This window comes from Bradyrhizobium sp. USDA 4516 (genome assembly GCF_054055915.1).
In genome coordinates this window covers 7,335,017-7,357,488 of record NZ_JBSRXT010000001.1, presented here as the reverse complement: position 1 = coordinate 7,357,488, position 22,472 = coordinate 7,335,017, and the positions used below count along the sequence as shown (strand labels likewise).

Sequence of the window (22,472 nt, the reverse complement as noted above, 5' to 3'; positions counted from 1 at the left end):
TCACTCTGAAATAATCAGCGTGCCGGCCGTCAGGTTGATAACCATCTTGCCGTCCGAGCTCTGGATGATGCCGGCTGTCAACGTGCCGACATTGGCCGTGATCGCGCTCAAAACGCCGATATTCATCATGCGCGCGGTAACCGTGCCGTCGAGGTACATATTCCCGGTAAAGCCGATCGACGCGACGCCGTTGATTGTGCCGATCGTCCAGACCGGCAGCGGCGCCCCGCCGTTCACGCTCGGCAGCTGGACCTGGAATTTATCGGCAACGAAGATGACGGCGGACGTGCCGGCGCCGCCGTTCACCAGCTGGATGCCGGTCACGTAGCCGTTGACATTGAGCTGCAGCGACCAGGCCGCCGCAGCATAGCCGTCCAGCGTCGCGATCGCCGTTGAATGCTGGTCGATCGACGCATTGACGTCGCCAAACTCGGCCGTGACCGTCGTCTCGAGATCCGCGACGGCCTGCTGCGCGTTGACCGCAACCGTCTGTACGGTAGCGATCTGCGCGAAGGCCGCGCCGACGCGCGCCGACATTTCCGAGCGGATAGTCTTTTTGTCGAGCCAGTTGCGTGCGTCCTGGTCCGCCGCGGTCGACGCGATCAGCTGCAGGGCGGCATTGATCTCGTCATTGTCCTGGTCGGTGACCGCCGTGACCTGATTTTTCAGGGCCGTATTGAAGGACTCAAGCGTGACCATGCCAGGCGATAGCTTGACCGTCGGCGCCTCGAGGTCGACGGTCGAATAGGCCCCGCGCATCGTCGCATTGACCGCCTGGACGCGCAGGCGCACAGCGGCCAGGCTGATGACCGTATCGAACTGGTTTTCGGCCCCCTCATAGACCTGCGTCCAATTCTTGCCCTCGTCATAGGAGACGCCGGCGACGTAGTAGATCGCGCCCGCGGTCGGAAACCAGCTGGCGAACAGCCGCGGCTCGGCCGTGCCCTGGCTGATGTAGGCATTGAGGCCGAACACCAGCGGGACCTTGTCGTTTGACGGATATTGCGCGCTCGGCAGCACCGGCGGATTGCCGAGATCCGTCGCATGAACCCGCTCGTCATCGACCACCATGTTGAGCGTGAACTGATCGCCGTTCGGCGAGCCGTCCAGGACAACGCAGAGCCGCGATTGGCTGACGCCCGTGCCGAGGTCGAATGACGGATACTCGGCACCATCCTCGCGCGCCAGGACGGCCGCCAGTGTGGTCGCCTGCGCGGCCTCGGCCGTCGCCAGGCTGGCGGCATCCAGAACGGCATGCCCATTGTCGACGCCTCGGCTGCACAGCACCGGGCCAAAGAATTTCCCGTTCGGTTTCCGCAGGCGGATATAGAACGGACCGCTATCCCAGACCGGCGCCGGATTGAGCGCCAGTGTCGCGCCGGCGACGCCCACGACGGCGCCGCCGAAACCATAGTTTTCCGGCAGATCGGACTGCACCCTGACGACAGATCCGCGCGTGATCGCCCTGCCCTCATACTCCGAGCCGAGCGCAACGTTTTCGCGCCGATAGATCGACTGCAGGTAATAGAACGCGCATTCCCGAAACGCCTGGTCACGGTTGACGATGCCGTCGACGCGCTTGGTCTCGGCATTGACCGACGTGAACGTGTCGCTATCCGGCGGATACTGCACCTGCGCCGGCCGCCATGTGCTTTCGTCGACATACTCGACCACGACGGCGTCGGGATCTTCCTCGCCGAGCATGGTGAAACTGACCTGCATCGAATCCCGCACGATCTCGCGATCGGTCAGCAGCATGGTCGGCACGTCGCGCCACTCGTCGCGGACGATCGACACGGTATCGCCGAGCCAGAAATGCTGCGCGCGAGACGGCGCGAGGATCTTGTTCAGCGCATCCGGCACGGCGACGGCCGTCGTAAACCGATAATCGAACGTGTCGCCGCGCGCATCGCAGCCGGCGGCATGGGTCACGACGGCATTGAAATCGACCTTGCCGATCGACAGGCCCGATCCGTATTGCCCGCTCGTCACCGCGTCGAGAAACGCCCATGCTGGGTTGCGGGTCGCCTGCGTCACAAACGCCGCGCCGTTCCAGACCGGCAGCTTGCGAGTGCCCAGCACGCCGAACTTGTAGGAGCCTTGCGTCGACTGCGAAGCTTTCAACCGGATCGCGATCGTCGAGACGTCCGCAAACGAATTGTCCCCCTGCAGAAACGACCGGAGGCCCGCCCAGAGCACCGAGTTGCTGCCGCCGGTTCCGGACAGCTCGCCGTCCTCGCGGCGAAAGCGGACGAGATAACGGCCAGGGACGACGTCGACCTTGACGCTGTCGCGAACCGGCGCCTGCGAGGCGTACTGGCGCACGATCGAAAACAGCGTGACGAAAGGCCCGGTCTGCGCGCCGGCATTGTCGCAGGTCGCATATTCCGCCGTCAGACCGACGTTGGAGTAGCCGATCGTGCCATCCTTGCCGTTGACCGTGAAGCAGCCCGCCGCGAACACGAAATCGACGGCCAGGGATTGCGCCAGCGTCCCGGCCGGGTTGGCGGCGAACGGTCCGATCCAGTCACCAGGCGACCGCGCCGAGGCGCCGAACGGGTTGCCGTTCGCGTCAAACTGGCCGCCTGACGTGCCAGTCCCCGAGGGCAACTGTTGACCGCTGACCTCGGCCGACTGGTCGACGTTGGTCGGAAACAGCGTGACCGGATCACCAGGCCCATAAAAGGCGATCTGCGCATCCGTGAACGCCGCTGCGATTCCGTTGGTCTGATCCCAGAACACGGTATCGTCGACATAGACCGCCTCATATTCGATGCTGCCCATGGTCGGCGACAGCAGGACGTTGAGGTATTGATCGTTGGCGACGAACTCGCCCCAAGGCGTCACGGCGAAATCCGGGTAGTCCTTTAAGCGGCCATACCAAACCGGCAAGGGCTGGCCGAGCTTGGCTACGTTGCCCTGCGCCGCGACCGAATAAATCTGGTCCTGCGTCGCGGTCGGCGTATTGGTCGCGCCGGCCTTTGGCGCCACCAAGGCATTGACCAGCAGCGAGCCGCCGATGCCGATCGCCGCCGTCGTCGCGAGCGCGCCAAACGTGCCGGCGCCGAACAGCGCGGGACCGGCCCAGATCGCAAAGGCCGAGACCGCGACGAGCGCGACTAGGCCGATCACCTGCTTGACCGCATTGCCGCCGCCCTGGCCGCCGCCGAGCGGATAGGACATGAAGCGGACCGCGTCGGCCGACCCGATGCGCCGCGACCGCCAATCCCGGCGCAGCACGGCCTCGCCGTTGATCTCGAGCACGGTCGGCAGGCCTTTCTTGAACTGCCAGCCGAAATCCCGATCGCGCTTTGCCCAGCCGGTTCGCCGCAGAAAGGCCGTGACGGTCTCTCTCGGCCGCGGCTCGGCCCGGCCGACCTCGAGGCCAGGCATCACCAGATGCAGCACCGGCTGACGCGCCGCGTCGCTGCGCCGCTCGCGACGAGCTCGCGGACGCTCCGGCGAGCTCGCCGGCGGCTTTGGCAATCGTTTCACAGATCCGTGCATGGCACCGGCTCAAAGAACATAAGCTTTTTCCAACCCACCTGGCGCAGCGCCAGGACAGTCTCGCAAGCGACGCCCGTCAGGCCGTCGCAATGAATTACCCGACCCTCCTGGCGCAGCCAGACGCCGATATGCGCGGGAAAGCGCGCATGGGCCATCAGCACCAGCGCGCCGTCAGCGGCCATCACCAGGCCGCCAGGGCCGTCCGGCGCCTGGCGCCAGCGCGCGCGCTCCGGATGCCCGGCGATCTCCTCGAGCACCCAGCGCCGGCTGAAATCGGCCGGCACCGCGATTTGCGGCAGCTCGCGGCCGAACAGCTCGCGCTGGACATGGCAGGCGAAATCCCAGCAGTTGCGGGACTGCCAGGCCCACGGCTCGCCGATCAGGGGCGACAGGAATGAAGAACGGTTAATGGACAAGAGCCCGTAGCCTTCCAAACGGCTTGGCAGGTAACTTGACGATAGGTCAGTTCATTGAGAAAGAGCGGACGTCGGTCGGTTGACCGCGATCGGCGGCTTTTGACCCTACCCGGACATCGCCGGGCGTTCGGCGACGAGTATCGGACACACGCTCGAAATCACGCTCGCGAAGGGGCGGCAGCCCTGATTGTTCGGCATCCGCAGCAGATCCTTCAAGCCCTGCGCATCAATCAACGATGAAATTTGGCGCTGGCGTTTGGCCAGTGGAGCGTGGTGCGTCTGGGGTCCATCACGTAGGGTCCTGCCGCGCGCGGAGATACCAACCGAGGGGCACCGACGATGACGGGAGGGCGCAGTGGCGTTTCGAAACTCGCTGCCATGGCCAGTGCCATCGATGGCGCCGCGATCAGGCTCGCGAGAATGAGAGCAGTAAGTAACTTATGAGTTCGCATGAAGCTTCCGACAAAGGAGTTACTATGCACACGCTAAGGTGGGAAGCGCGGACGAAAGTTACTACGTTAACGCTTGCATGACTGGTGCGACGTCCGACCACCGGCCTGAGACTAAACGTAACCTCTGCGCAGCCCCTCTCGCCGTATGCTGGTTTGCCATCTGCCTGCGTGCGGGTGCGGGTCACGCAACGGTGAGCATACCGATTTGCCGTTCGCGCAGCCGTGATTTTTCACTGAGTGTCTTTTCCCAAGCGCATACCTACGTAATTCTTGTCCAAAAAAGAATTCAAAGGAAACGCTTTCAACAGAGCAGCCGATTCTAGCCAGCGCGAATGCTCCGCACGAAAACAACAACCGTTCCGGAGTACGACTGTGAGTGGATTCAGGACTTCTATTATTGCAGCGATTATGTCGATTGGCGTGATAAGTTCTGCAAGTGCCCAGTGCCCGACGTGGGCGAATTCAAATCCGGCTTCGTTTCAGGCGCAATACCCAGATAGGGATGTGCTAAACGATTGCGAGTTAACGCCAGCAGGCAGAATGGGCCTGGAACTGCCTGGCGGCGCGGCTCCGTTGTTTGGGCCCAACAGGGCTTATGGGGCAATGCTTGGCGTTGCTCAACACCACAGCTTTCGGCACGGATCGCGGTGAGTATCTGAAGATAAACCCGAATGGTCGGATTCCGGCTCGTCTCTCGTGATCTTCGACCGCCGCTTGTGGCCCGCTGCTAACCTTCACGGGAGCCACCGCAGCGTCCGGTATCCGGCGTATAGCGGACCAGCCCTGAAACAGGGTTGAAGTCGCAGTTTGACCCTGAACGGACCTCGACGCTCGATTAGCTTGGCCCCGCTGCGCCACTACCCTCAAGCTCAACGGTGTCGTCAATCCAACGGAACCATCGGCACGCAGAGCAATTCAACTGCCAGTGGCCCCTTTTGATTTCAGAATGCAAGATGAGGAGGACAACATGCCGAACGGGTATTGGATCGGGCGCATCGATGTGATCAAACCCGAATACACCAAAGCCTACGGCCCCGCCCTCACGGCGGTGCTCCGTAAATACGATGCGAAATTCCGGGTGCGCGGCGGCACCTTCGAGGCGGTGGAGGGCAAGGCGCGCGAGCGCAACATCGTAATCGAGTTCAAGGACTACGAAACCGCGCTCGCCTGCTACCGCTCACCTGAATACACCAAGGCAAGGGAACTGCGCGCGGGAGCCGTGGACATCGATATCATCGTGATCGAAGGCTACGACGGCCCGCAGCCCACGGATTGAGCCCCGCTTTGGCGGCGCGGTCGTTCGCATCGCTGAAAGTCTCCCAACTCTGACACTGCCCAACTCTGTTGTAACGTCGCCTTTCGAAGGGAGAGCCGACCTTCTTGCCGGACGTCCCGCCATTAGGGCAGCAGGCTCGGAAACTTGATATAGTCGTAATTCTTTGTCAGCCGCGGAAACCGCTTGTTCTGCAGGTTTTTGACCATGACCGTCCCGGTTAGCGACGCAGCGACCATCTGGACGCTGCGCAGCTCGAATTCGATCGGCCCATAGGCCGGCTCGGTCAGGTCGCTGCCGAGGTACTCGCGATAAAGCACCTGGATATATTCGCGCGTGCCCTGCGCCGCGCGGATCTTCGGCACCAGCTCGCGGTTGACGTTATCGATCTTGATCGTCGTCGACGGCGGCTGGCCTTCCTTTTGCTCCGGATAACCGGCCTCGAATGGGCAGGCGATAAAGGTCACGCTCTCGCCGCCGTTGCGCGGCGCGCCGGCCTCGAGCCCAAAGGTCATATCGTCGCCGACATTGGCGACAACCCGCGCCGGCTGGTCGAATGACGACTGCCAGAGCTCGAGCGTGTAATAGATCCGTGCGCTAGGCGGACAGGAGGCATAGGCCTCGAGCAGCGCTTCATTGTGTGTCGGCATGGCTAGACGTCGTAAACCCGGAGCGTCATGCGAACGTCGACCAGGTCCGGATTCGGCCAGCTCGCGACCAGGTTGGTTCCCGGCTTGATGAACTGGCAGACCTTGTTCGCCAGTGACGTTCCGAGCCAAACGTCGATGGTGAATCGAGCGGTCCCGAGGTTCAGCGTCGTCTTAACCCACTCGACAAACGTGTCGTAGTCGGCCGCGTAGAAGCGAACCGTCTGCGTCACCGTACCGACATTGTCGCCAGGCCGCGCACGCTGCCGCGTGTTGCCTTGCTCCATATCGGTCGAGATCGGATCGCGCATGCGCTGCAGGCCGAAACCGTCTTTGAGGATGACGGCGTTTGCGATCGGGAATGCCGGCAAAGCCATCTTATTGCCCCGTGAAAGGTTTGACGCCGTACTGGCTGCCGAGCACGCGCCGGCCAGTCCCGGTCGACAGCGAGTCGCCGACCGCGCCATCGACCATCTTGCGCAACGTCACGCTGATATCGCCACTCGGCGACTGCTCGACGGTCGGCGTCGCATCCGTATAGTTGTTGATGGTGACCTGCGGCGGCCGGCCTCCGCCGGCGCTGGCGCCGAGCGCAGCCATCTGGCCCGGCGTAAAGACGCCCTCGCCGCGCTGCGCGATGATCGGCACCTCGTTTCCGGCGATGCCCCCAGTGTGGAAACGCGGAGCGTCGTCGAAATAGGCGCGATGGACGTAACGCATCGACGTCGGCTCCGAGCCGATGATGCCGCCCGTGTGGTAGAGGCCGCCGAGGCCGCCGCTAAAGCCCGTCGACGACGTTGCGCCGCCGCCGGCGCCGCCGAACGAGAAGCCGCCGAGGCCAGACGACGCCATCTGCAGCGACCGCATCAGCGGCTCGACGATCGTGATTTTAATAATCATCTGCTCGATCGCCTTGACGATCGCATTCGACATATCGGTAAAACCCTGCCCGGCTGACTTCGCGCCGGTCGTGATATCGGTCAGGCCATTGACCAGGTCGCTCTCGATCGAGGACGAGATCCCCTTAAAGGCATTGTTGGTACGGATTGCCGCCGCATAGGTGCTATCCAGCGCGGCCGGAACATCGTTCCCATAGATGCCTTTGAGCTGCGAGGCGATCGCGACGTCGTCGGACGACAGAAACGCCGTCTTGCTGCTGAAATCGATCTGTGAGCTCGCCTTGGCCCGCGCCAGGGCATCCGCAGCAGCAGCGGCGCGATCGCGCAGCTCGGCAAACCGCGCGGCCTGTGCGGCCGTTTCTTTGCCGCCGTTAGCCTGCACCGCTGACGTCTCGGCGGCCGTCGCGCGGAAAGCGGCGAGCGCGGCGTCGCCGAGCCCGACCGCCCTCGTATCGGCCTCCTGGACCTCGGTATGCTTGCGCAGTGAGTTGATCGCCCGGTCTACCGGATCTTCCCCCGTGTCTTTGCTCGCAACGTTGGACCGCGAACCGAACTGCAGGCCCGTCAGGCCCGCCTGCATCGACTTGAGCGATGCCGCCTGGTTCTGCCAGGCCCAATCGCTTTGCGCGGTGCTCGTGTCAGTGATCGAGGCGCCCGTCCCGGCGTACCATTTGATCTCATCCGGCGAGAGAGATCTAAATTTCGCTAACGGCTGGTTGGCAGCGACGACGCCGAGCAACTTGACCCAACCGTCCCAGAGCGAGCCCGCATTCGAGAGCTCGTCAACCGCCTGCTTGGCCTCCGGCGTGATATCGATCCTAAGCCCGACCGTTTGATCCGCGTTGGGTCCGCCGACGCTGTTGGACAAGGCGCTCAGCTGCTCGTTTGCAGCCTTCTCGATCGAGTCACGGTCGAGCGACTTGAAGAATTTCGCCGCCCGCTCGATCAGGTCATCCATGACCGGCAGCAGGCTCGCGGCAGCCTCTTTCATGTAGAGCGACCACTGCACCGAACTCTTACGCCACTCCGCATCGAAATCGGCGGCCCTCTTGACCGTCTCGTCGTCGATGACGACGCCGGCGGCCTGTGCCTGGTTGCCGAGATCCGCCATTGCGCCGGCGCCCTGCTGCAGCAGCGGCACCCATTCCTTGGTAAAGCCAAGCATCTGCGCGATCGCGGTCGCGTCCTGCGGATTGCGCGCGCGGCTGACCAGGTCGGCCGAGATCTGCAGCAGCTGGTTCTGGCTAATCAGCTGCCCGTTTGCGTTGCGCAGGCTGACGCCGTTGGCATCGAACTCTTTCGAGAGCGAATTTGCATTGCGCTGTGCATCGTTGAGCAGCTGCGAGGACTTCTCCAGCCCGGCGTTGACCTGGCTCTCGGTCAGGCCGGCGATCTGGCCGCCGAACTGGATACCCTGCAGATCCCTAAGCGACAGGCCGACGCGGTCGGCAAGCGTCCCCATATCGGCGAGCGACTTGTTAAAGCTGACGATATAGTCCAGCGCCTTATTGACCGTCGCGGCAGCCGCGACAGCGCCGGCGCCGAGCGCGATCAGACCGACGTTAAAATCGGTCGCCGCGTCCGTGCCGCGCTGCGCGGCGCCGGCGGCGCTGTCCATCGCCCGCTCGTAATCGGATGCGCCCTGCGTGTTCGCATCAATGACGAGCTCGGTCACGACCTGGTCGGCCATCACTCCTCCGTTTGCAGCTTTGAGTAATCGACCAGATAGAGATCATCGAGCATTTCGAGGATCTCGAGCTCCCAGGGAGCCAGGTCGGTTTGTGTCCGACGCAGGAAAGCGTCGATGTCCTGCCATTCGATCGGCGACAGCGCGAAGCCGTTGCCGCCCTTGCGGCGGCGCAGCCGGTCATAGATGCGCCAGAGGTAACTCAGCGCCCGCGGAATCGGCGGGATCGTTAGGATCGCTTCCCGCTCGGCCTTGCGCTTGGGATCTCGTGTGCGCTGGACCAGGCCCTCGAGGACCTGGCGATAGGTCTCGCCGGCGTCGCCGGCCCTCGAGGACAGCAGAAAGCTGCGCTCGGCGAACGCCCTCAAGTCTGACTTGAGGGCCTCGTAAAAGCCCGTTCGCTCGTCAGGTAGTCGGTCACCTGGACGAAGAAACTACCGAGCTCCGGCCGCAGGAAAAGGTTGACGGCGTTCTCGAGCGTGAACGGGATAGGATCTGGCGAAACGATCGTGAAGGTCGGATTTGGCGACCAGCCGACAATGCGCCGGCAGACCTTGGTCACGTTCTGCCGGCGCCGATCGGCGACCGTCTCATCCTCGGTTTTCCACTTGCGGCCGTTGACCTGCGCGAACTCGATCGCCTTCTCCTTCTCGATCGCGTCGCGGCTCGATTCATTGTTGAGCGCGATCGTCTGCGGATGCGCGGGACCGGCGAGCTCGATCACCCAGCCGATCGGCGTATCCGTGCCGGGCTTGCGGATCTGTAGCTTGAACGTGTCGACGGGCAAATGTGCCGAGAGATCGAGGATTGCGGATGCTTCAGTCATTGTCGGTTGCCTTTTGTCGGAAAGGTTGGCCGCAGGGTCCGACAACCCTGCGGCCGGTTCTCGCGAGAACATTCCATCGGCGTATGGTCGGCGCCAATCACTCAAACGCTACGCTGCAGTGGTCTGGAACGAGATCATGCTGTTATTGCCGGTCGCCGAGGTATCGATGCCGACCAGCGCCGGCGGGATCTGGATCGTCTGCGTGCGACCGCCGCCCTGCTTGGAGAGCGCCGAGGGATCGACGCCGCCGAGCGTGAAATTCGGCACCGTGATCGACATGAAATCTTTCGGCTCGCTCATATTGTCGACGGCCAGGATGTTGAGCGAATACTGCGTTTCGTCGACGAAATCGGCGAGCAGCTGCAGATCCTTGCGCAGCATGGTCAGATTGATCGAAACCCGCAGCGGCCCCGTGAACACGTCAGGCGCATATTTGATGTTGCCGGAGCCGAACGTATCCGGCGCGCTCGGCTGGATATCGAGCGACACATCGAACGAGGTCAGCTCGACCAGGTCGACGCCGCCGAGCCGGATCGTCGCGTCGACGACAGCGAACGGCGTTCCGGCCGCCGCCGCCGGATTGGTGAAGTATGCGGCATCCAACGGCCGGATCTTGCCGGTCCCGATGCCGCCCGGATCGAACGTGATGATCCCGTTCGGCGTCATCGAAAACTTGCCCGTGCCCCACACGAAATCGTCGAGCACGGTCGCCTTGCCGATGTCGCTCTCGAATTCCTCGAGCCCGAAATAGCGCCGGACCAAGGCCGCCGGGTTGGTCAACCGCTTGCCCGGCCGCGTGAGCGTGCAATTCGTATCCGGCGCCGCGTTGACGATCAGCGTCTCCGGCACCGTGATCTTGTTCGCGGAGAGCGCCGAGATCCGCAGGTTGCGATTATTGTTGCCGGCATCCGGCAACCCTGCGCCGCGGATGATATCGCCGACCTTGAACCCCATGTCGATCGGCGAGCCCGCGCCGAACACGAAGCCGTCAGCGACGGTCGTCAATGACGTGAAATCGGCCTGCGTCTTGCTAAACGGCGTCGCATCCCAGGTACCGCGCATGATCGCCTCGAGGATCGCGTCATGCGAGCCGAGCCACATTTCCGCGTTGTAGCTCGACGAGGTTTTCTGCGTGCCGTGACGGCCGCGGATCGACATGCCGTCGTTACGAATCGTCTGTGATTCCGTGGCAGCTTTCGAGAGCTTGGCACCAGTACCGCCGGAGATCGGCAGCACGGTAGCGCCGGCGCCGCCGGCGGCGACCTGGCCGAGGCCGGCCTGCGCCTTGTAGGCGATGCGGCCGGCGGAATTGCTTTGATACATGCGTCAGTCTCCTGTTTGGGTCAGCCGATGAAAAAGAACTGGAACGGAATCACGACGACGAGGCCGAACCAGTTGCCATCGTCAGAGGCGCTGTCGCCGCCCTGGACGGTCGGCCCCTCGCCGTTCTCGCCCCAGCAGCGCACGCACGCGCCCGGCCCGTCGTTGTAGAACGTCGCATCCTTGAACAGGTCGCCAGCCTGGCCGGCGAGCGCGAGATGCGCGGCGAACCCGTAACCCTTCGGCACGAACACGTGCACGAAGATGTTGCCGGTTATCAGCCAGGTCTGGTTGCCGGGCGTGCCGACGCCGCGCTTGCGCCGCAGCGTCTCGACGACCTCGAAATAGCACCAGGGCACGCCCTGCGGCGGCCAGGGCGTCTGCGGCGGATCTTCATTCTGGAACGAGCTCGGCGCCGCATTGAAGCCAGCTTCATAGCGCGCGCGCATCGCTGCGACGGCGCCGGCATAATCAGCCATGGGATTGACCTCTAGCGTGCACGGATCTCGAGGGCCGGCTGACGAACCAGCCAGGCCTGCCGCGCCTTGTCCGACATGCGGCGCCGGCCGGCCTTGATCTGCCGCGAGAATGCAGCATAGGCCGCGATGTCGCCGAACCGGACCGGCATGAACGTGAATTTGACCGCGGCGCGATTGCCGTATCGCGCGGCAACGATCAGCGCGGTCTCTTGGTAGATCTTCGGCGCGACCTTCATTTTCATTCGGCCGATCTCGATTTTCCGCGCGTAAGGGACCGGGTTGGAAATGTTGATCTGGTCGCCGCGCCGGAAGGCGGAAACGTCGCTGACGACATGACCATTTAGAAAAACTGTGTGGCTATCCCGGTAGAGACCGGGATGCGGATCGCCGACCGAACCAACCGGCGACCGTTGCCGCAGCGTCTCGAGCGCGAAATCGACGATGTCCTGCATCGCCAGATAACGGAAAACGATCCGCATCAGCCGTCGACCGAAACGATCTCATCATGCGGCCCGGTAACGATCTCCTCGACCTCGGTCGGAACCAGATCGTTGAGCGCATGGTCCTGCTGCTCCTGGTTGATCCGATCGAGCATTTTTTTCCGTGCCTTCAACAGCGCCCGCTCTTTCGCCGCCTGGAACGCCTTGCGCGCGTTGAGCCCGGCCAGGTCGCCCGTGATGACAAATCGGGCCTCTTCGCCGGTCGAGATCCCGTTGCGCGCAGTGTCGAGCTTGCGCTGGTAGTCGGCCTCGTCGAACACCTTGCCCATCAGCCGCGGACCTGAATCTCGAGAGCGATGATCTGCCCCTGAATCCGCCTGGTCGCGTCGTCGACGCCCTCGATACTGACCTCGGCGCCGGCGATCACCAGAAAATCGCGCTTCGACAACGGCAGCATGGTCGACAAGGCAACCTTGCCGTCCGGCACCGGCGCCGAGGGATCATTCAACAGGATGACGTGTCGATCGCCCTGCTGGATCTCGCCGACGATATCCTCCGGCTGATAGCCCTTGACCTTCGCCAGGACGGCCGCCTCTTTCGCAACGGCGCGCGCCGGCCCGACGCCGGCGTAACGGCGGACCAGGACGGTCTCGCCGTTCTCCTCGAGCGCGCGGATATGCTGGTGGAGGGACTCGTCCGGCGTCACTGGCCGTCAACCTGGCTGGTAATGACCTGGCCGACCTCGGAGCCGCTCGAGCCGGCCTCGCCATCGTTTGGGCCGCCGTTGTCCCCCGCGATCATCGTGCCGAGCAGCTGCTCGAGCTGCGCCGCGTTGTTCTCGAGCTCGCCGGCGTGCCCCTGCAGCGCCCTATGTTGCTCGTCGATCTTGTCCAGCACGCGGTCATAGCGCTGGCCCGTGACGCCGATATCCGCCTCGAGCTTCTTCGCCCGCGCCAGGCGCGAACGCATGCCGGCGAGCTCGATCGGCCGTTTGATGTCGATCATGTCGATTCCCTCCAGGATCTCCGGATGCCGCTCGAGCAGCTCGAGCCGCAATTTCAGATGCGCGATCGCGACCAGCGCCGTGACGCGGTCCATCGCGAGCTCATTTCGCGTGAATGCGCAGCTTGACGACGCGCTCGAGCTGATGCCCCCTCGCCGTCTCGATCCGGTTCGCAATGCTGTAGACGCGGCCGAGCTCGCCGCCGGTCAGCGTCACCAGGGCGACGGTCGCCGAGCTGCTCGAGGCGCTGGCGACGATGCCCTGCGGCAGCACGTAGCTCGAGGCCTTGATCCCGTCCGCCGGCGTCACGGTCTCGCCGGCCGCCAGGCGTGCGCGCTCGGCCGCCGAAAGCAGGACGTCGGACCAATCGAAACCGCGCTCGACGACCTCCTCCGGCGCCTTGGCAGGCCAGAACAGCAACGTCCGCGCGTTCCGCGGTGCCTTGAGGACGCGATCGGCCATCACCAGACCTCCGACAGCATCAGCAGCGTGACGGCGTCAGGGATCAGCGTCTTGACGTCCGGCGACAACTGCCAGGCCTTGTCGCTGACGCCGATGACGAGATCCCGCACCAGCGCCGGATTCGTCTCGCCGACGCTGTAGAGATGCCGGATCTGCAACAGGATGCAGGTTTTCACGACCGCCGGCAGATCCTCGAGATCCTCGTAACCGGCGTCGAATTCGATGACGATCGGCTCCGGCGCATGCGAGAACGCGAGCGGCCAGGACATGCCGAATTTCGGAAAGATGCGGACGCTATCGCCGGCGGTTTGCACGACATAGTTCGCGGGATCGAGCGTCTGCTGCGTCTCGGTCGCCCAATCGACAAACTTGATCGAATGGATCGCGTCATAGACGACCGGCGCGATCGGGATCTCGATCATCGGCCGCCAGCATGGCAGCACCCATTGGAACGTCCGCGGCACAAATGCGCGCTGGACCAGGGCCTCACAATGCCCCGTCGCCGCGCCGATCAGGCCGGAGATCAGGGCGTCATTTTTCGTGCTCGATACGCGCAGCTGCGCCTTGGCCTCGTCGAGAGTGACGGGATAGCCCGCCGGACGCTGAGAGATGCGGAGCATGTCAGGAAGCCCTGCCTGAAAAGGGAGAAGCGCCTCGGCCTGGTGCGGCCGAGGCGCGAGGCTGGATCAGCCGACGACCTCGTCGACGGTTGCCGCATCATTGTCGGTTGCGAAACCGTACCGCGCATCGAAGCCCAGCACAGAACAGCCGACCAGGCTCGCGGCGACGGCCGGCGTCACCGACACCTGGAAAAAGCCGAAGCCGTTATTGATGTCGAGGTCCTCCTGCTTGAGGTTGACCAGGACCTGCTTGTTATCGTCGGCACCGGCTTTCGTCAGCTGCGTGATCGCCTTCCCGACGATGTCCTTTGCGCCGGCGCCGGCGGCCGAGGTCGCCTGCTGGATCTTGGCATCGACGGTCGCCGCAGCGCCGAGCGCGCCAACCGAGATCACGGCCATATAGTTGTGGAATTTGCCGGCATCGATCCAGCCCGTGGTCAGCGCAGCAGCCGACGATTGCGGGTTGATCGAGTCGACTACGCTGACGCGCTGCGACGGTTTGAGATTGGTGTGCATTTGCACCCTCATGGTTTCAGGAACAGGAAACGCGGCCGTTACTCGCGCCGGCCAGGTCAGGCCGGCGCGCCGTTGTTATCCGACGAGCTCGAGCTCGATCAGCGCGCCTCGAGGGCGACGAAATGCGACTTGGTGTTGACGCCCTTGGCAGGCTGGACCGGCGCCGACAGGTAAGGCTGGCCGCCCATCCGGAAGATCCAGCGGAAGGCCGCCAGGTTGTAGTCAAAGAACAGATGGATCGAGGCGGCGAAATCGATGCCGCCGCCGGACTTGGTCGCGAGCGCATAGCCCGAGAGGTCGACGCAGGTCAGATCGCCGAGGTCGCCGAGCGTCGCACTGTGCTCGTTGAAGATCAGCGGACGGCCGAGGAAAACGCCGCCGTCCGGCGCGCCGGCAAGTGGTTGATTCAGCGGCAGCCAGGCCGGCACGTTGCCGATCGTCAGCTGACCGATCTGCGGCAGAATGTCGGAATTGCCGAGCCACATCGGCCGGCCGCCCATCCGCAGCAGACGTGAATACATCTTGAGGACGTTGGGGACCGTGATCGTATCGGCCGCCTGCCCGCCCTCCTTTGCGACGGTCACCAGCGCCGGCGCGTTCATGAAGCCGAGCGGCTTGCCCTTGCCGTCGCCGGTCATGACGGCCTCGAACGCCTTCCAGCGGATCGCGTTGGCGGCCTGGTTGAAGATCCGGTTCTGCAGCCGCGGCGCATCGTCGAGGACCTCCTGCGAGGCCAGCACGAAGGCGTAGAGCTCATGCAGCTGGACGATTTCGCCGGTCATCGCGGCCTTGTCCGCGATCATCTGCGTGCCCTCAGAGCGCCAACGCGCCTGGACGCCGGAGGCACCCCAAGGCGTGGTCTCATCCCTTGCGATCGCGATCGAGTTGCCCTGCGTCGGCTCCGGATTGCAGAAACCGAGGAGGTTCTGGTCGTCAAAAACGAGCGCCCAGATCTGTTCGCGATACTCGGTCGGCACCAGGAAGCCCTCGCCGCTGCCGCCCTGGTTCTGCTGGAAATTGGTCGGCGCCGCGCCGAGACGCGGATCGAGGCCACCGCCGGTCATCGCGGTCCGAACGGAAACCGCAAATTCCGCGACGCTGCGGAAACCGCCGGTCCGCTCCGGATTGATATCGTTGACGACCGTCGCGAGCGCCGGACCGCCGAGCGTGGTCGAGGAGCCAAACAGCGCCGTGCGGCGCAGCTTCTTTTCCTCGACCGCGATCTGCTTGTCGAGCTCGGCGACCTCCGCCTCGAGCGCGTCGACCTTGGTCTCGAGCTCGCCGACCTGCGCGGTCTCGGCGTCGGTCAGGGTTGCCTTGCCCTGCAGCGTATTGAGCTGCTCGAGCGCGGTTTTGCCATCCTTTGCCCTATTGGCGCGGGCCTGACGCAGCTGCTTGATGTCCACTCGCATGGATCAGTGACTCCTGGTTGGTTAGGTGGCTTGCCTGGACGGAGAAAGAGCCCGCGTTCCCGCTGTCCAGGCGACGGCGCGGGTCGAGCAACTCAGGAACTGAAACGGGAACGTAGCCTTGGCAGATCGCCTAAAATGGGCGCCCTCTGCTCGGCGCCAGGAACGATCGGGTTACCTGGCGCATATGCTGTTATGAGTGCGGAAGACTATTTGGAAATGGCCGAACATTACCGGCGCGCCAAGGATGCGGCCGAAGACGATTTCACACGGTACTATCTAGAGCAGATGGAAAAAAGCTACCGGGTCTTGGCTGCGAGTGAAGCTGTGTTGGTGACCTCCGAAAAGACGCTTGGATCACTAAAGAGCCCAAATGACCCATCGGACCCGCAGTAACAACGCGCCCTCTTCTAGTCGAACGCCAGCGCCGATCGCCGGCGGGAACTCGAGCGCGGCGCGCGCTGCTGCAGCATGCCGCTGATCACCTGGTCGAGCGTCGCGATCCGGTCGGCCATGCCGCGCGCAACAGCCTCGCGCGCGCCGACCATGCGGCCTTGACCAAACTCCTCGCGGACCTTGGTCTGCGTCACGCGCCGGCCGCTCGCGACCGCCTTGATAAAATCGGCGCCAGCCTCGTTTGCGCGGCCCTGCAGATAGGCCTTGGCGTCATCCGACAGCGGCGCGAATGGATGCGCCTCGTTTTTCAGCGGCGACTGTTCCGACCGGACGATCGTCATCTTGAGGCCGACCTGGTCGAGCCATCCGGAAATGTCCTGGTGCATAATCATCGCGCCGATCGAGCCGACGTCGGCAGACGGCGCCATGACGAGCTCAGTGCCTTGCGAGCCCAGCCAATAGGCCGCCGAGCCCATCAGCGTGTTTGCAATCGCAACAACGGGCTTTTTGGCAGCCGCGGCGGCGACCGCATTCGCGGCCTCGACGGTGCCGGCGACAGTGCCGCCAGGACTGTCGACGTCGAGGATGATGCCGGCGACGTCCTGGTCATCGGCGGCGCGTGTGACCTGCGCTGCAATGCTGGAGAGGCTCGAGCCAAACCAGCTGCCGCGCGGCGTCAGGCCGCCGGCGACCGAGACCAGTGCGATTTTGCCCGCCGAGCTCGAGGCCTGCGCCGCCACGGCTGCAGCCGCCGCCTGGCGCTGCTCGGCGCGCGCGAGGCAATCGGCCAGCGCCGAGACCTCAAGCGCGACCAAGGCGTCGATCGACGTCAGCTGCGTCAACACCTGGCGCAGATCCGGCGCCGCGGATTCGATCTTAATCATTGTTGCCGTCCTCGCTTGGAGAGCTCGAGCCGCCGCCGGCGCCGGTCTTGTCGTCGACGCCCTGCGCGCCGCCGGCCGAGTCCTTTGTCAGCGGGTTTTTGTAGTCATTGCCGCCGGGATCAGTCCGCGGCGACATGTTCTCAAACCGCAGGATGTCGTTTGCAGACAGCCATTCGCCCTGGCGGCCGATCAGATAGGCCCGATAGCGATTCAGTAGATCGCCGCGCAGCAGGCCGAAAAAGTTGAACTCGAAAAACAGATCGCCGTTTTCGTTGTCGAGCAGCAGATCCCGCTCGACGCCCTGCTCGATCTCGATCGCGAGCGGCGCGACGCAGCCGACGACGAAATCGAGCGACTGCTGCTCGACGTTGTTATTCGTCGCGCGCTTGAGGCGCGACGCGCGATGCAGCGGATAGCTCCAAAGGCCGAAAACGGCAGTGTCGGCGGCGTCCTCGGTCTCGAGCAGCTGCGCCTCGGAATTCGTCACCTTGATCGGGTTATATTTGACGCCATGCGTCAAAAGCCGGTCCTTGTGCCGGTTCATCCCGGTCCCGGCAGCGCGCCAGTTTTCCAGAAACTGGTTTCGATCTTCCTTGTCCTTAAACACGCCGGGATGCTCGAGAGTGCCGCCGGACTGGCCGTTGTTCTTAAACCAGATGTCGCCATACTCATGGACGGCGATCGCGCGCGCAAAGACATGCTTCGCGCTACGGAAAATCGGCTCGCCGAGTAGGCCATCCTCGCGCAGCGGATTCGAGCGGATATGCCAGAGCTCGTCGTCGCGATAGGTCGTCTGTTTGAGCTGCGCGCCGTGGACGACCGTCGTCGGCGGATTGAACGTGTAATACAGCCGGCCGTCGATCCCGCGCTCGACCATCGCCAGGCGCCGCGGATGCAGCCACTCGAGGCCGCCGACGGCGTAATATTCCGACGCGCGCGGATCGCCAGGCGGCAGGATCGCGCAATAGGAATTCCGATAGTAAGAAACGTTCCAGGCGAGCTCGCCGACGAGCTCGGCCGGCGTCTGACGGGCGTTCGGATTGGCGGCAAACAGCCTGGTGACCGGATGATCCGGCAACGCCTCGCGCGCGCCGTTCGCGCCGCGCCGATAGACAGACGCCGGCAACGATTTCATGGCCGACGAAAGACCATGACGGACGGCCTGGACGGCGCCGAGCTGGCTGACGTTGCCGTCAGTGACCTCGACGCCGGCGAGCGACATGCGACCGCCAAAGTCCGCCCAATACTGCGGATCGCTCATGTCGCGCGGCGCGCCAGGATCAAACGCATTCGCGACAGCGCGGAACGCCGAGCCAAGCCCGCTCCTCAAAATTCCCATCAGACCACCGTCAGGATATCAGCGCCGGTCACCAGCAGCCCGGCCGTTGGATTCCAGCTCATGAGGATCGCGGCCTCGAGCAACGCGATAAACGGGTCGATCTTGGCCCGGCCGGCGACCTGTTTGGTCACCATGTCCGCGTTGCCTCGGCGCTCGGTCTTGGCGTTGCCGACAACCCACGACATGAGACCTTGCCCGGCATGCCAGAACGTCGCATCGGCGAGTTTGAAATCGAGGCCATAGACCGCCGGCGCGAGTGCCGACCCCTGCAGCAGGCGCCGCAGCATGTCGTCGGTCACGCCGACCGCGGTCAACGCCTCGATAATCGCAGCAGCCTGGTTCGGATCAATGCCGACGCCGTTTTTCTGCGGCAGCAGGCCGCTCGCGACGATGCGCGCGACCAGGACGCCGAGATCCGCGATCGCGTCCGCCATATCGACGATCGTCAGCGACCCTTCCTCGACAAAATCATTCAGTTGGCTTGCGATATCCTTGCGCCGTTCCAGGACGATCGGATCTGCCCACGCATAGGACCAGGACAACCAATGGCGCGTACCGCGCTCGCGGCCGATTACCGCCAGGCCGAGCAGGTCGTCGCGACCGCCGGAGTCGATTCCGATCGTGACGACTTCGCAGCGCGTCAGGATCGCGTCGAGATCGAGGCCCTGGATAACCTGCGCATCCCAGAGATCCGCGCCGCCCCAACCCTCGTTATTGATGCCCTGGCCGATCTCGATATTGAGATGCTGCGAGGCCCAGATCCGGATCGCCTCCTCGCCCTTGTCGCGCTCGCCTTCCCAATCGGCGACGAGCTCGGCCAGCGCCGGACCGGAGCGGCCGAGGTTCGGCATCACCATCGGCCAGTTGACCGGGTCCATCCAGCGCGGCTCGACGCCCTTTTTCCGCTCCTCGCGCGTCAGCGTCGCGATGTCCGGCGGAAATTCGTACAGCAGCGGCAACATTGGCCGGATGACCTTGCCGCGATAATTACCGTCGCGGACGTTGCGCGCGAATTTCAGCTCGGATTTGAAAATCCCGGCCGGAACGTCGTCGCTTTGCGTCGTCGTCATGACGAGCAGGCCTTCCGGTGTCTTGTCGAGGCCGCCGCGGATCTGGCGCAGCACCTTGGCGCCCTTTGCGTTGAATCCGAGCAGATGGATCTCGTCGAGCAGCACGAAAAACAGGCCCATCGCGCCAGTAAGGATGTTGACGTCGAAGGTTTTGACCTGCGCCTCGGCCTTGGTGACCAGGTCCTCGATCATCATCTCATGATCGTGCGTGCGGAAACGCCGCTTGAGATCCGGCGACTCCTCGATCATGCCGACCGCCTGGTCATATGCGCGCGTCGAGATCGCCTGCGTCGGACCGACAAACAGCGCTTTCCCGCGCGGTCGGCGGTTCATCAGCATCGAGACGATCAGCAGCGCGGCCGAGTTGGTCGTTTTCGACGATCCTTTCGGCACCAGCGCGAGAATGTCGCGGATATAGCGGACTTGGTTGGCTGCATCCCAGCTCCCGAACGCGGCCCGCACCAACTCGCGAAACCAAGGGCCGGAGGCCGTTCGCATCTTTGGCTTGCCTGGAACGTCAGGCAGCTGGATCTCGTCATAGAACGCCTGCGCGATGTCCGCCTCGCCGGCGAACAGCGGCAGATCAGGCATCAGCGAGCGGCCGTCGCGGATGCGCTCGGTCCAATCGACGCGGGACAGATCCCACGGCACGATGCTAGGCGCCGCGACGGCCTCGATCGGCATCAGTGCGAGGTCCCTTCCTGCTGGCGGCGCATCATGAGCTCGCCGAGCGGCGTGCCGACGTCGGGGTTATGCGCCGCAGCGAGCGCGGCAGCCTTCTTGCCGACCTTCTCGGCCGGCGCCGGCTTGTCGGCGGCCTTCGCAGGTTTCTGCGTCTGGCCGTACAGCATGAGATCGTTGCGCTCGAGATACTTCCAGAATTCTCGGATCGCCGAGATGTTGCCGGCGTTGACGCCGTCCATCAGCTTGACGCCGACATGTGCGACCAGGCGATCGCGCGCGACTTCCTTAAACTTGAGCTCTGAAAAATAATGCTTGCGCAACGTCGGCTGCGTGATGAACAGCGCCGCTGCGATCCGTTCATTGCTCCAACCGAGCGCGACTAACAGGCTGACGCGATTCCGGTTTTGCTGGTTGGCAACATGCTCCGGCCGACCACGCCCGCCCCAGTTGGCCGGCACAGGATCGCCGAACAGGTCGAAAACTTCGGCCATGATGAAAAAAAACCGTCAATGTGAGATGGGCCGGTCCGGGGAGGCGCATCGGCGAAGGAATTGCCCACCCCCCACCCTCAGTCCCAGACGCCGCGCGTGTGCAGGCTAATCTGCTCCTCGCGCTGCTTGTCGCGATTGTGACAAGCCTTGCAGAGCGTCTGCAGGTTGGTCTCATCCCAGAACAGGCGCTCGTCGCCACGATGCGGGATGACATGGTCGCAGACCAGCTGTGACGTGTTCGGTTCGACCCTGCCGCAGGCCTTGCGCTGGCACGTGTAGCGATCGCGCAGAAAGATACGGAGACGTAGCGCCTGCCAGCGCGCGAGCTTGTACCAGGCTTTCCAAGATGGCCGCGGCATTCCACAAAAGGAAAAGCCGACCACCTTGCGATGATCGGCCTTGAGTCTAGCGAGGAGATGCCGTCCTTTGGAGGACTCACGGCCGCTTTCGGGTCGCTAACAGTTGACGGATAGGTTAAACGCGGATGATGGGGCCTCAGTTGGGGTCTCTTTGGTTCCAGCTCAGGTCGACTTCCGCTGCTGGCCCACCGGAGGCATTTAGGCCTTTTTGGTGCTATGATTGGTCGCTAACGGCAGTGCAGCATCTACATTTCGGGAATTCTCATTGACATCCAAAGACCAGTCGGGACTTCAACGCAGGCCTCCCGTCAACGAGCCGGCTCGCGAACGCGCCGAGCGCTTGGCCAATTTGCTGGCCTCCATAGTCGAATCCAGCGACGACGTGATCGTTAGCAAAAATCTAGACGGCATTATTACAAGCTGGAACAAGGCGGCCGAGCGCATCTTTGGCTACTTGGCCTCCGAGGCGATCGGTCGGCCCATTACGATTGTGATCCCGGAGGACCGACTGAGCGAAGAACGTGAGATCCTAACGCGCATCCGACGTGGTGAACGGATCGACCACTTCGAGACGGTTCGGCGACGTAAGGATGGTAGCTCAATCGTCGTTTCGCTCACTGTTTCTCCCGTCAAAGATGCCCACGGCAACATCGTTGGCGCATCGAAGATTGCTAGGGATATCACCGAGCAGAAGCGGGCTCAGGAGCAGATTGGCATTCTCGCTCGCGAGGCGGAGCACCGAAGCAAGAACATCCTCTCGAACGTACAGGCGATCATCAATCTTTCTCAGTCCGACACTTCCGAAGGCCTCAAGGAGGTGATCAGCGGGCGCATCCAAGCGATGGCAAATGTTCACTCGCTGTTCGTTGAAACGCGCTGGATAGGCGCCGAAGTCTCGGCGATCGCCAAGCAAGAACTCGCCCCCTATCTCGATGAACACGGCACGCGGGTTCGGATGGACGGTCTGCAAACCGTGTTAGAGCCTACCGCCGCGCAAGCGGTTGCTGTTGTCCTGCATGAGTTGGCGACCAATGCTATCAAGTATGGAGCGCTATCCAACAAAAGCGGCCGGATAGAATTGGACTGGTCGCGCGCCGATGATGGACAGCTGGTGCTCCGCTGGACCGAACTAGGCGGGCCCAGGGTAGAGGCGCCCCAACGCAAGGGCTTTGGCAGTCGCCTCATCGAAGGAACGATCAAACCACTCGGCGGCAGGTTGCGCTTTGACTGGCGCTCGGAAGGGCTCAATTGCGAAATCGCCGTTCCGACGTGACATACCAACCAAACTTGCGG

At 63.5% G+C, this 22,472-nt stretch carries 25 protein-coding genes; 3 read left to right on the top strand and 22 right to left on the bottom strand.

Features of this window, described 5'->3' with window-relative positions; genetic code table 11:
* Entirely contained in the window at positions 1-3,507 is a 3,507-nt protein-coding gene (locus ACVI1L_RS33710) for a host specificity factor TipJ family phage tail protein (protein WP_456784871.1), read from the bottom strand.
* Positions 3,492-3,941 carry a hypothetical protein gene (locus tag ACVI1L_RS33705; RefSeq protein ID WP_456784870.1) on the bottom strand — a complete coding sequence of 150 codons (450 nt, stop codon included), beginning with the start codon at positions 3,939-3,941 and terminating at the stop codon, positions 3,492-3,494. The genes ACVI1L_RS33710 and ACVI1L_RS33705 overlap by 16 nt, the downstream gene beginning before the upstream one ends.
* 1,401 nt (positions 3,942-5,342) lie before the next feature.
* Between ACVI1L_RS33705 and ACVI1L_RS33700 the strand changes: the two genes are divergently transcribed.
* Positions 5,343-5,651, top strand: coding sequence for a DUF1330 domain-containing protein (locus ACVI1L_RS33700; protein WP_456784869.1), 309 nt, complete (start codon positions 5,343-5,345; stop codon positions 5,649-5,651).
* 122 nt (positions 5,652-5,773) lie between these two features.
* On the opposite strand, the gene ACVI1L_RS33695 is transcribed toward ACVI1L_RS33700, so the two are convergent.
* The 15 genes from ACVI1L_RS33695 to ACVI1L_RS33625 all read right to left on the bottom strand — a co-directional run bounded on the left by ACVI1L_RS33695 (position 5,774) and on the right by ACVI1L_RS33625 (position 15,959).
* The gene (locus ACVI1L_RS33695) at positions 5,774-6,298 is read right to left on the bottom strand and encodes a DUF1833 family protein (protein ID WP_456784868.1); all 525 of its coding nucleotides are present in this window, start codon (positions 6,296-6,298) and stop codon (positions 5,774-5,776) included.
* A gap of 2 nt (positions 6,299-6,300) precedes the next feature.
* Positions 6,301-6,672, bottom strand: coding sequence for a hypothetical protein (locus ACVI1L_RS33690; RefSeq protein WP_456784867.1), 372 nt, complete (start codon positions 6,670-6,672; stop codon positions 6,301-6,303).
* Between the two features lies 1 nt (position 6,673).
* Positions 6,674-8,884, bottom strand: coding sequence for a hypothetical protein (locus ACVI1L_RS33685; RefSeq protein ID WP_456784866.1), 2,211 nt, complete (start codon positions 8,882-8,884; stop codon positions 6,674-6,676).
* Positions 8,884-9,249 (bottom strand): phage tail assembly chaperone, encoded by a 366-nt coding sequence (locus tag ACVI1L_RS33680; protein WP_456784865.1) that lies wholly within the window; start codon positions 9,247-9,249, stop codon positions 8,884-8,886. Before ACVI1L_RS33680 ends, ACVI1L_RS33685 begins: the two co-directional genes overlap by 1 nt.
* Positions 9,246-9,707 (bottom strand): hypothetical protein, encoded by a 462-nt coding sequence (locus ACVI1L_RS33675; RefSeq protein WP_456784864.1) that lies wholly within the window; start codon positions 9,705-9,707, stop codon positions 9,246-9,248. The genes ACVI1L_RS33680 and ACVI1L_RS33675 overlap by 4 nt, the downstream gene beginning before the upstream one ends.
* Before the next feature lie 108 nt (positions 9,708-9,815).
* Positions 9,816-11,030 (bottom strand): phage tail tube protein, encoded by a 1,215-nt coding sequence (locus ACVI1L_RS33670; protein ID WP_456784863.1) that lies wholly within the window; start codon positions 11,028-11,030, stop codon positions 9,816-9,818.
* A 20-nt stretch (positions 11,031-11,050) separates the two neighbouring features.
* A complete protein-coding gene (locus ACVI1L_RS33665) occupies positions 11,051-11,506 on the bottom strand; it encodes a hypothetical protein (protein WP_456784862.1) in 456 nt (151 codons plus the stop codon).
* A gap of 11 nt (positions 11,507-11,517) precedes the next feature.
* Complete coding sequence (locus ACVI1L_RS33660; RefSeq protein ID WP_456784861.1) at positions 11,518-11,985, bottom strand: hypothetical protein; 468 nt, start codon at positions 11,983-11,985, stop codon at positions 11,518-11,520.
* Positions 11,985-12,275, bottom strand: a complete 291-nt coding sequence (locus tag ACVI1L_RS33655; RefSeq protein ID WP_456784860.1) for a hypothetical protein — start codon at positions 12,273-12,275, stop codon at positions 11,985-11,987. Before ACVI1L_RS33655 ends, ACVI1L_RS33660 begins: the two co-directional genes overlap by 1 nt.
* Positions 12,275-12,652, bottom strand: coding sequence for a hypothetical protein (locus ACVI1L_RS33650; RefSeq protein WP_456784859.1), 378 nt, complete (start codon positions 12,650-12,652; stop codon positions 12,275-12,277). Before ACVI1L_RS33650 ends, ACVI1L_RS33655 begins: the two co-directional genes overlap by 1 nt.
* Positions 12,649-13,044, bottom strand: coding sequence for a hypothetical protein (locus ACVI1L_RS33645; protein ID WP_456784858.1), 396 nt, complete (start codon positions 13,042-13,044; stop codon positions 12,649-12,651). Before ACVI1L_RS33645 ends, ACVI1L_RS33650 begins: the two co-directional genes overlap by 4 nt.
* Positions 13,045-13,051: 7 nt before the next feature.
* A complete protein-coding gene (locus ACVI1L_RS33640) occupies positions 13,052-13,411 on the bottom strand; it encodes a phage fiber-tail adaptor protein (protein ID WP_456784857.1) in 360 nt (119 codons plus the stop codon).
* Positions 13,411-14,031 (bottom strand): head-tail connector protein, encoded by a 621-nt coding sequence (locus ACVI1L_RS33635; protein ID WP_456784856.1) that lies wholly within the window; start codon positions 14,029-14,031, stop codon positions 13,411-13,413. Before ACVI1L_RS33635 ends, ACVI1L_RS33640 begins: the two co-directional genes overlap by 1 nt.
* Before the next feature lie 66 nt (positions 14,032-14,097).
* Positions 14,098-14,547: a hypothetical protein gene (locus ACVI1L_RS33630; RefSeq protein WP_176531140.1), complete on the bottom strand. Its 450-nt coding sequence runs from the start codon at positions 14,545-14,547 to the stop codon at positions 14,098-14,100.
* A gap of 98 nt (positions 14,548-14,645) precedes the next feature.
* Entirely contained in the window at positions 14,646-15,959 is a 1,314-nt protein-coding gene (locus tag ACVI1L_RS33625) for a phage major capsid protein (protein WP_456784855.1), read from the bottom strand.
* Positions 15,960-16,151: 192 nt separating this feature from the next.
* Here ACVI1L_RS33625 and ACVI1L_RS33620 point away from each other — a divergent pair, with 192 nt between their 5' ends.
* Complete coding sequence (locus ACVI1L_RS33620; protein ID WP_456784854.1) at positions 16,152-16,352, top strand: hypothetical protein; 201 nt, start codon at positions 16,152-16,154, stop codon at positions 16,350-16,352.
* A gap of 14 nt (positions 16,353-16,366) precedes the next feature.
* Here the strand turns inward: ACVI1L_RS33620 and ACVI1L_RS33615 are convergent, their stop codons facing one another.
* The 5 genes from ACVI1L_RS33615 to ACVI1L_RS33595 form a co-directional block, all read right to left on the bottom strand.
* Complete coding sequence (locus ACVI1L_RS33615; RefSeq protein WP_456784853.1) at positions 16,367-17,236, bottom strand: S49 family peptidase; 870 nt, start codon at positions 17,234-17,236, stop codon at positions 16,367-16,369.
* Entirely contained in the window at positions 17,229-18,575 is a 1,347-nt protein-coding gene (locus tag ACVI1L_RS33610) for a phage portal protein (protein ID WP_456784852.1), read from the bottom strand. Before ACVI1L_RS33610 ends, ACVI1L_RS33615 begins: the two co-directional genes overlap by 8 nt.
* Positions 18,575-20,329 carry a terminase TerL endonuclease subunit gene (locus ACVI1L_RS33605; protein ID WP_456784851.1) on the bottom strand — a complete coding sequence of 585 codons (1,755 nt, stop codon included), beginning with the start codon at positions 20,327-20,329 and terminating at the stop codon, positions 18,575-18,577. Before ACVI1L_RS33605 ends, ACVI1L_RS33610 begins: the two co-directional genes overlap by 1 nt.
* Positions 20,329-20,820 carry a hypothetical protein gene (locus tag ACVI1L_RS33600; protein ID WP_456784850.1) on the bottom strand — a complete coding sequence of 164 codons (492 nt, stop codon included), beginning with the start codon at positions 20,818-20,820 and terminating at the stop codon, positions 20,329-20,331. The genes ACVI1L_RS33605 and ACVI1L_RS33600 overlap by 1 nt, the downstream gene beginning before the upstream one ends.
* 77 nt (positions 20,821-20,897) lie before the next feature.
* Positions 20,898-21,179 carry an HNH endonuclease gene (locus ACVI1L_RS33595; protein WP_456784849.1) on the bottom strand — a complete coding sequence of 94 codons (282 nt, stop codon included), beginning with the start codon at positions 21,177-21,179 and terminating at the stop codon, positions 20,898-20,900.
* Between the two features lie 265 nt (positions 21,180-21,444).
* Here ACVI1L_RS33595 and ACVI1L_RS33590 point away from each other — a divergent pair, with 265 nt between their 5' ends.
* On the top strand, positions 21,445-22,452 hold the full coding sequence (locus ACVI1L_RS33590) for a PAS domain S-box protein (protein WP_456784848.1): 1,008 nt from the start codon (positions 21,445-21,447) through the stop codon (positions 22,450-22,452).
* Positions 22,453-22,472 lie beyond the last annotated feature (20 nt).

Excerpts from the sequence above, each read along its gene's own strand:
- ACVI1L_RS33600 (WP_456784850.1), bottom strand. The coding sequence starts at position 20,820 with ATGGCCGAAGTTTTCGACCTGTTCGGCGATCCTGTGCCGGCCAACTGG.
- ACVI1L_RS33665 (WP_456784862.1), bottom strand. The coding sequence starts at position 11,506 with ATGGCTGATTATGCCGGCGCCGTCGCAGCGATGCGCGCGCGCTATGAA.
- ACVI1L_RS33630 (WP_176531140.1), bottom strand. The coding sequence starts at position 14,547 with ATGCACACCAATCTCAAACCGTCGCAGCGCGTCAGCGTAGTCGACTCG.
- ACVI1L_RS33675 (WP_456784864.1), bottom strand. The coding sequence starts at position 9,707 with ATGACTGAAGCATCCGCAATCCTCGATCTCTCGGCACATTTGCCCGTC.
- ACVI1L_RS33620 (WP_456784854.1), top strand. The coding sequence starts at position 16,152 with ATGAGTGCGGAAGACTATTTGGAAATGGCCGAACATTACCGGCGCGCC.
- ACVI1L_RS33635 (WP_456784856.1), bottom strand. The coding sequence starts at position 14,031 with ATGCTCCGCATCTCTCAGCGTCCGGCGGGCTATCCCGTCACTCTCGAC.
- ACVI1L_RS33645 (WP_456784858.1), bottom strand. The coding sequence starts at position 13,044 with ATGGACCGCGTCACGGCGCTGGTCGCGATCGCGCATCTGAAATTGCGG.
- ACVI1L_RS33640 (WP_456784857.1), bottom strand. The coding sequence starts at position 13,411 with ATGGCCGATCGCGTCCTCAAGGCACCGCGGAACGCGCGGACGTTGCTG.
- ACVI1L_RS33700 (WP_456784869.1), top strand. The coding sequence starts at position 5,343 with ATGCCGAACGGGTATTGGATCGGGCGCATCGATGTGATCAAACCCGAA.
- ACVI1L_RS33595 (WP_456784849.1), bottom strand. The coding sequence starts at position 21,179 with ATGCCGCGGCCATCTTGGAAAGCCTGGTACAAGCTCGCGCGCTGGCAG.
- ACVI1L_RS33670 (WP_456784863.1), bottom strand. The coding sequence starts at position 11,030 with ATGTATCAAAGCAATTCCGCCGGCCGCATCGCCTACAAGGCGCAGGCC.
- ACVI1L_RS33625 (WP_456784855.1), bottom strand. The coding sequence starts at position 15,959 with ATGCGAGTGGACATCAAGCAGCTGCGTCAGGCCCGCGCCAATAGGGCA.
- ACVI1L_RS33710 (WP_456784871.1), bottom strand. The coding sequence starts at position 3,507 with ATGCACGGATCTGTGAAACGATTGCCAAAGCCGCCGGCGAGCTCGCCG.
- ACVI1L_RS33695 (WP_456784868.1), bottom strand. The coding sequence starts at position 6,298 with ATGCCGACACACAATGAAGCGCTGCTCGAGGCCTATGCCTCCTGTCCG.
- ACVI1L_RS33660 (WP_456784861.1), bottom strand. The coding sequence starts at position 11,985 with ATGCGGATCGTTTTCCGTTATCTGGCGATGCAGGACATCGTCGATTTC.
- ACVI1L_RS33685 (WP_456784866.1), bottom strand. The coding sequence starts at position 8,884 with ATGGCCGACCAGGTCGTGACCGAGCTCGTCATTGATGCGAACACGCAG.
- ACVI1L_RS33615 (WP_456784853.1), bottom strand. The coding sequence starts at position 17,236 with ATGATTAAGATCGAATCCGCGGCGCCGGATCTGCGCCAGGTGTTGACG.
- ACVI1L_RS33690 (WP_456784867.1), bottom strand. The coding sequence starts at position 6,672 with ATGGCTTTGCCGGCATTCCCGATCGCAAACGCCGTCATCCTCAAAGAC.
- ACVI1L_RS33610 (WP_456784852.1), bottom strand. The coding sequence starts at position 18,575 with ATGGGAATTTTGAGGAGCGGGCTTGGCTCGGCGTTCCGCGCTGTCGCG.
- ACVI1L_RS33605 (WP_456784851.1), bottom strand. The coding sequence starts at position 20,329 with ATGCCGATCGAGGCCGTCGCGGCGCCTAGCATCGTGCCGTGGGATCTG.
- ACVI1L_RS33655 (WP_456784860.1), bottom strand. The coding sequence starts at position 12,275 with ATGGGCAAGGTGTTCGACGAGGCCGACTACCAGCGCAAGCTCGACACT.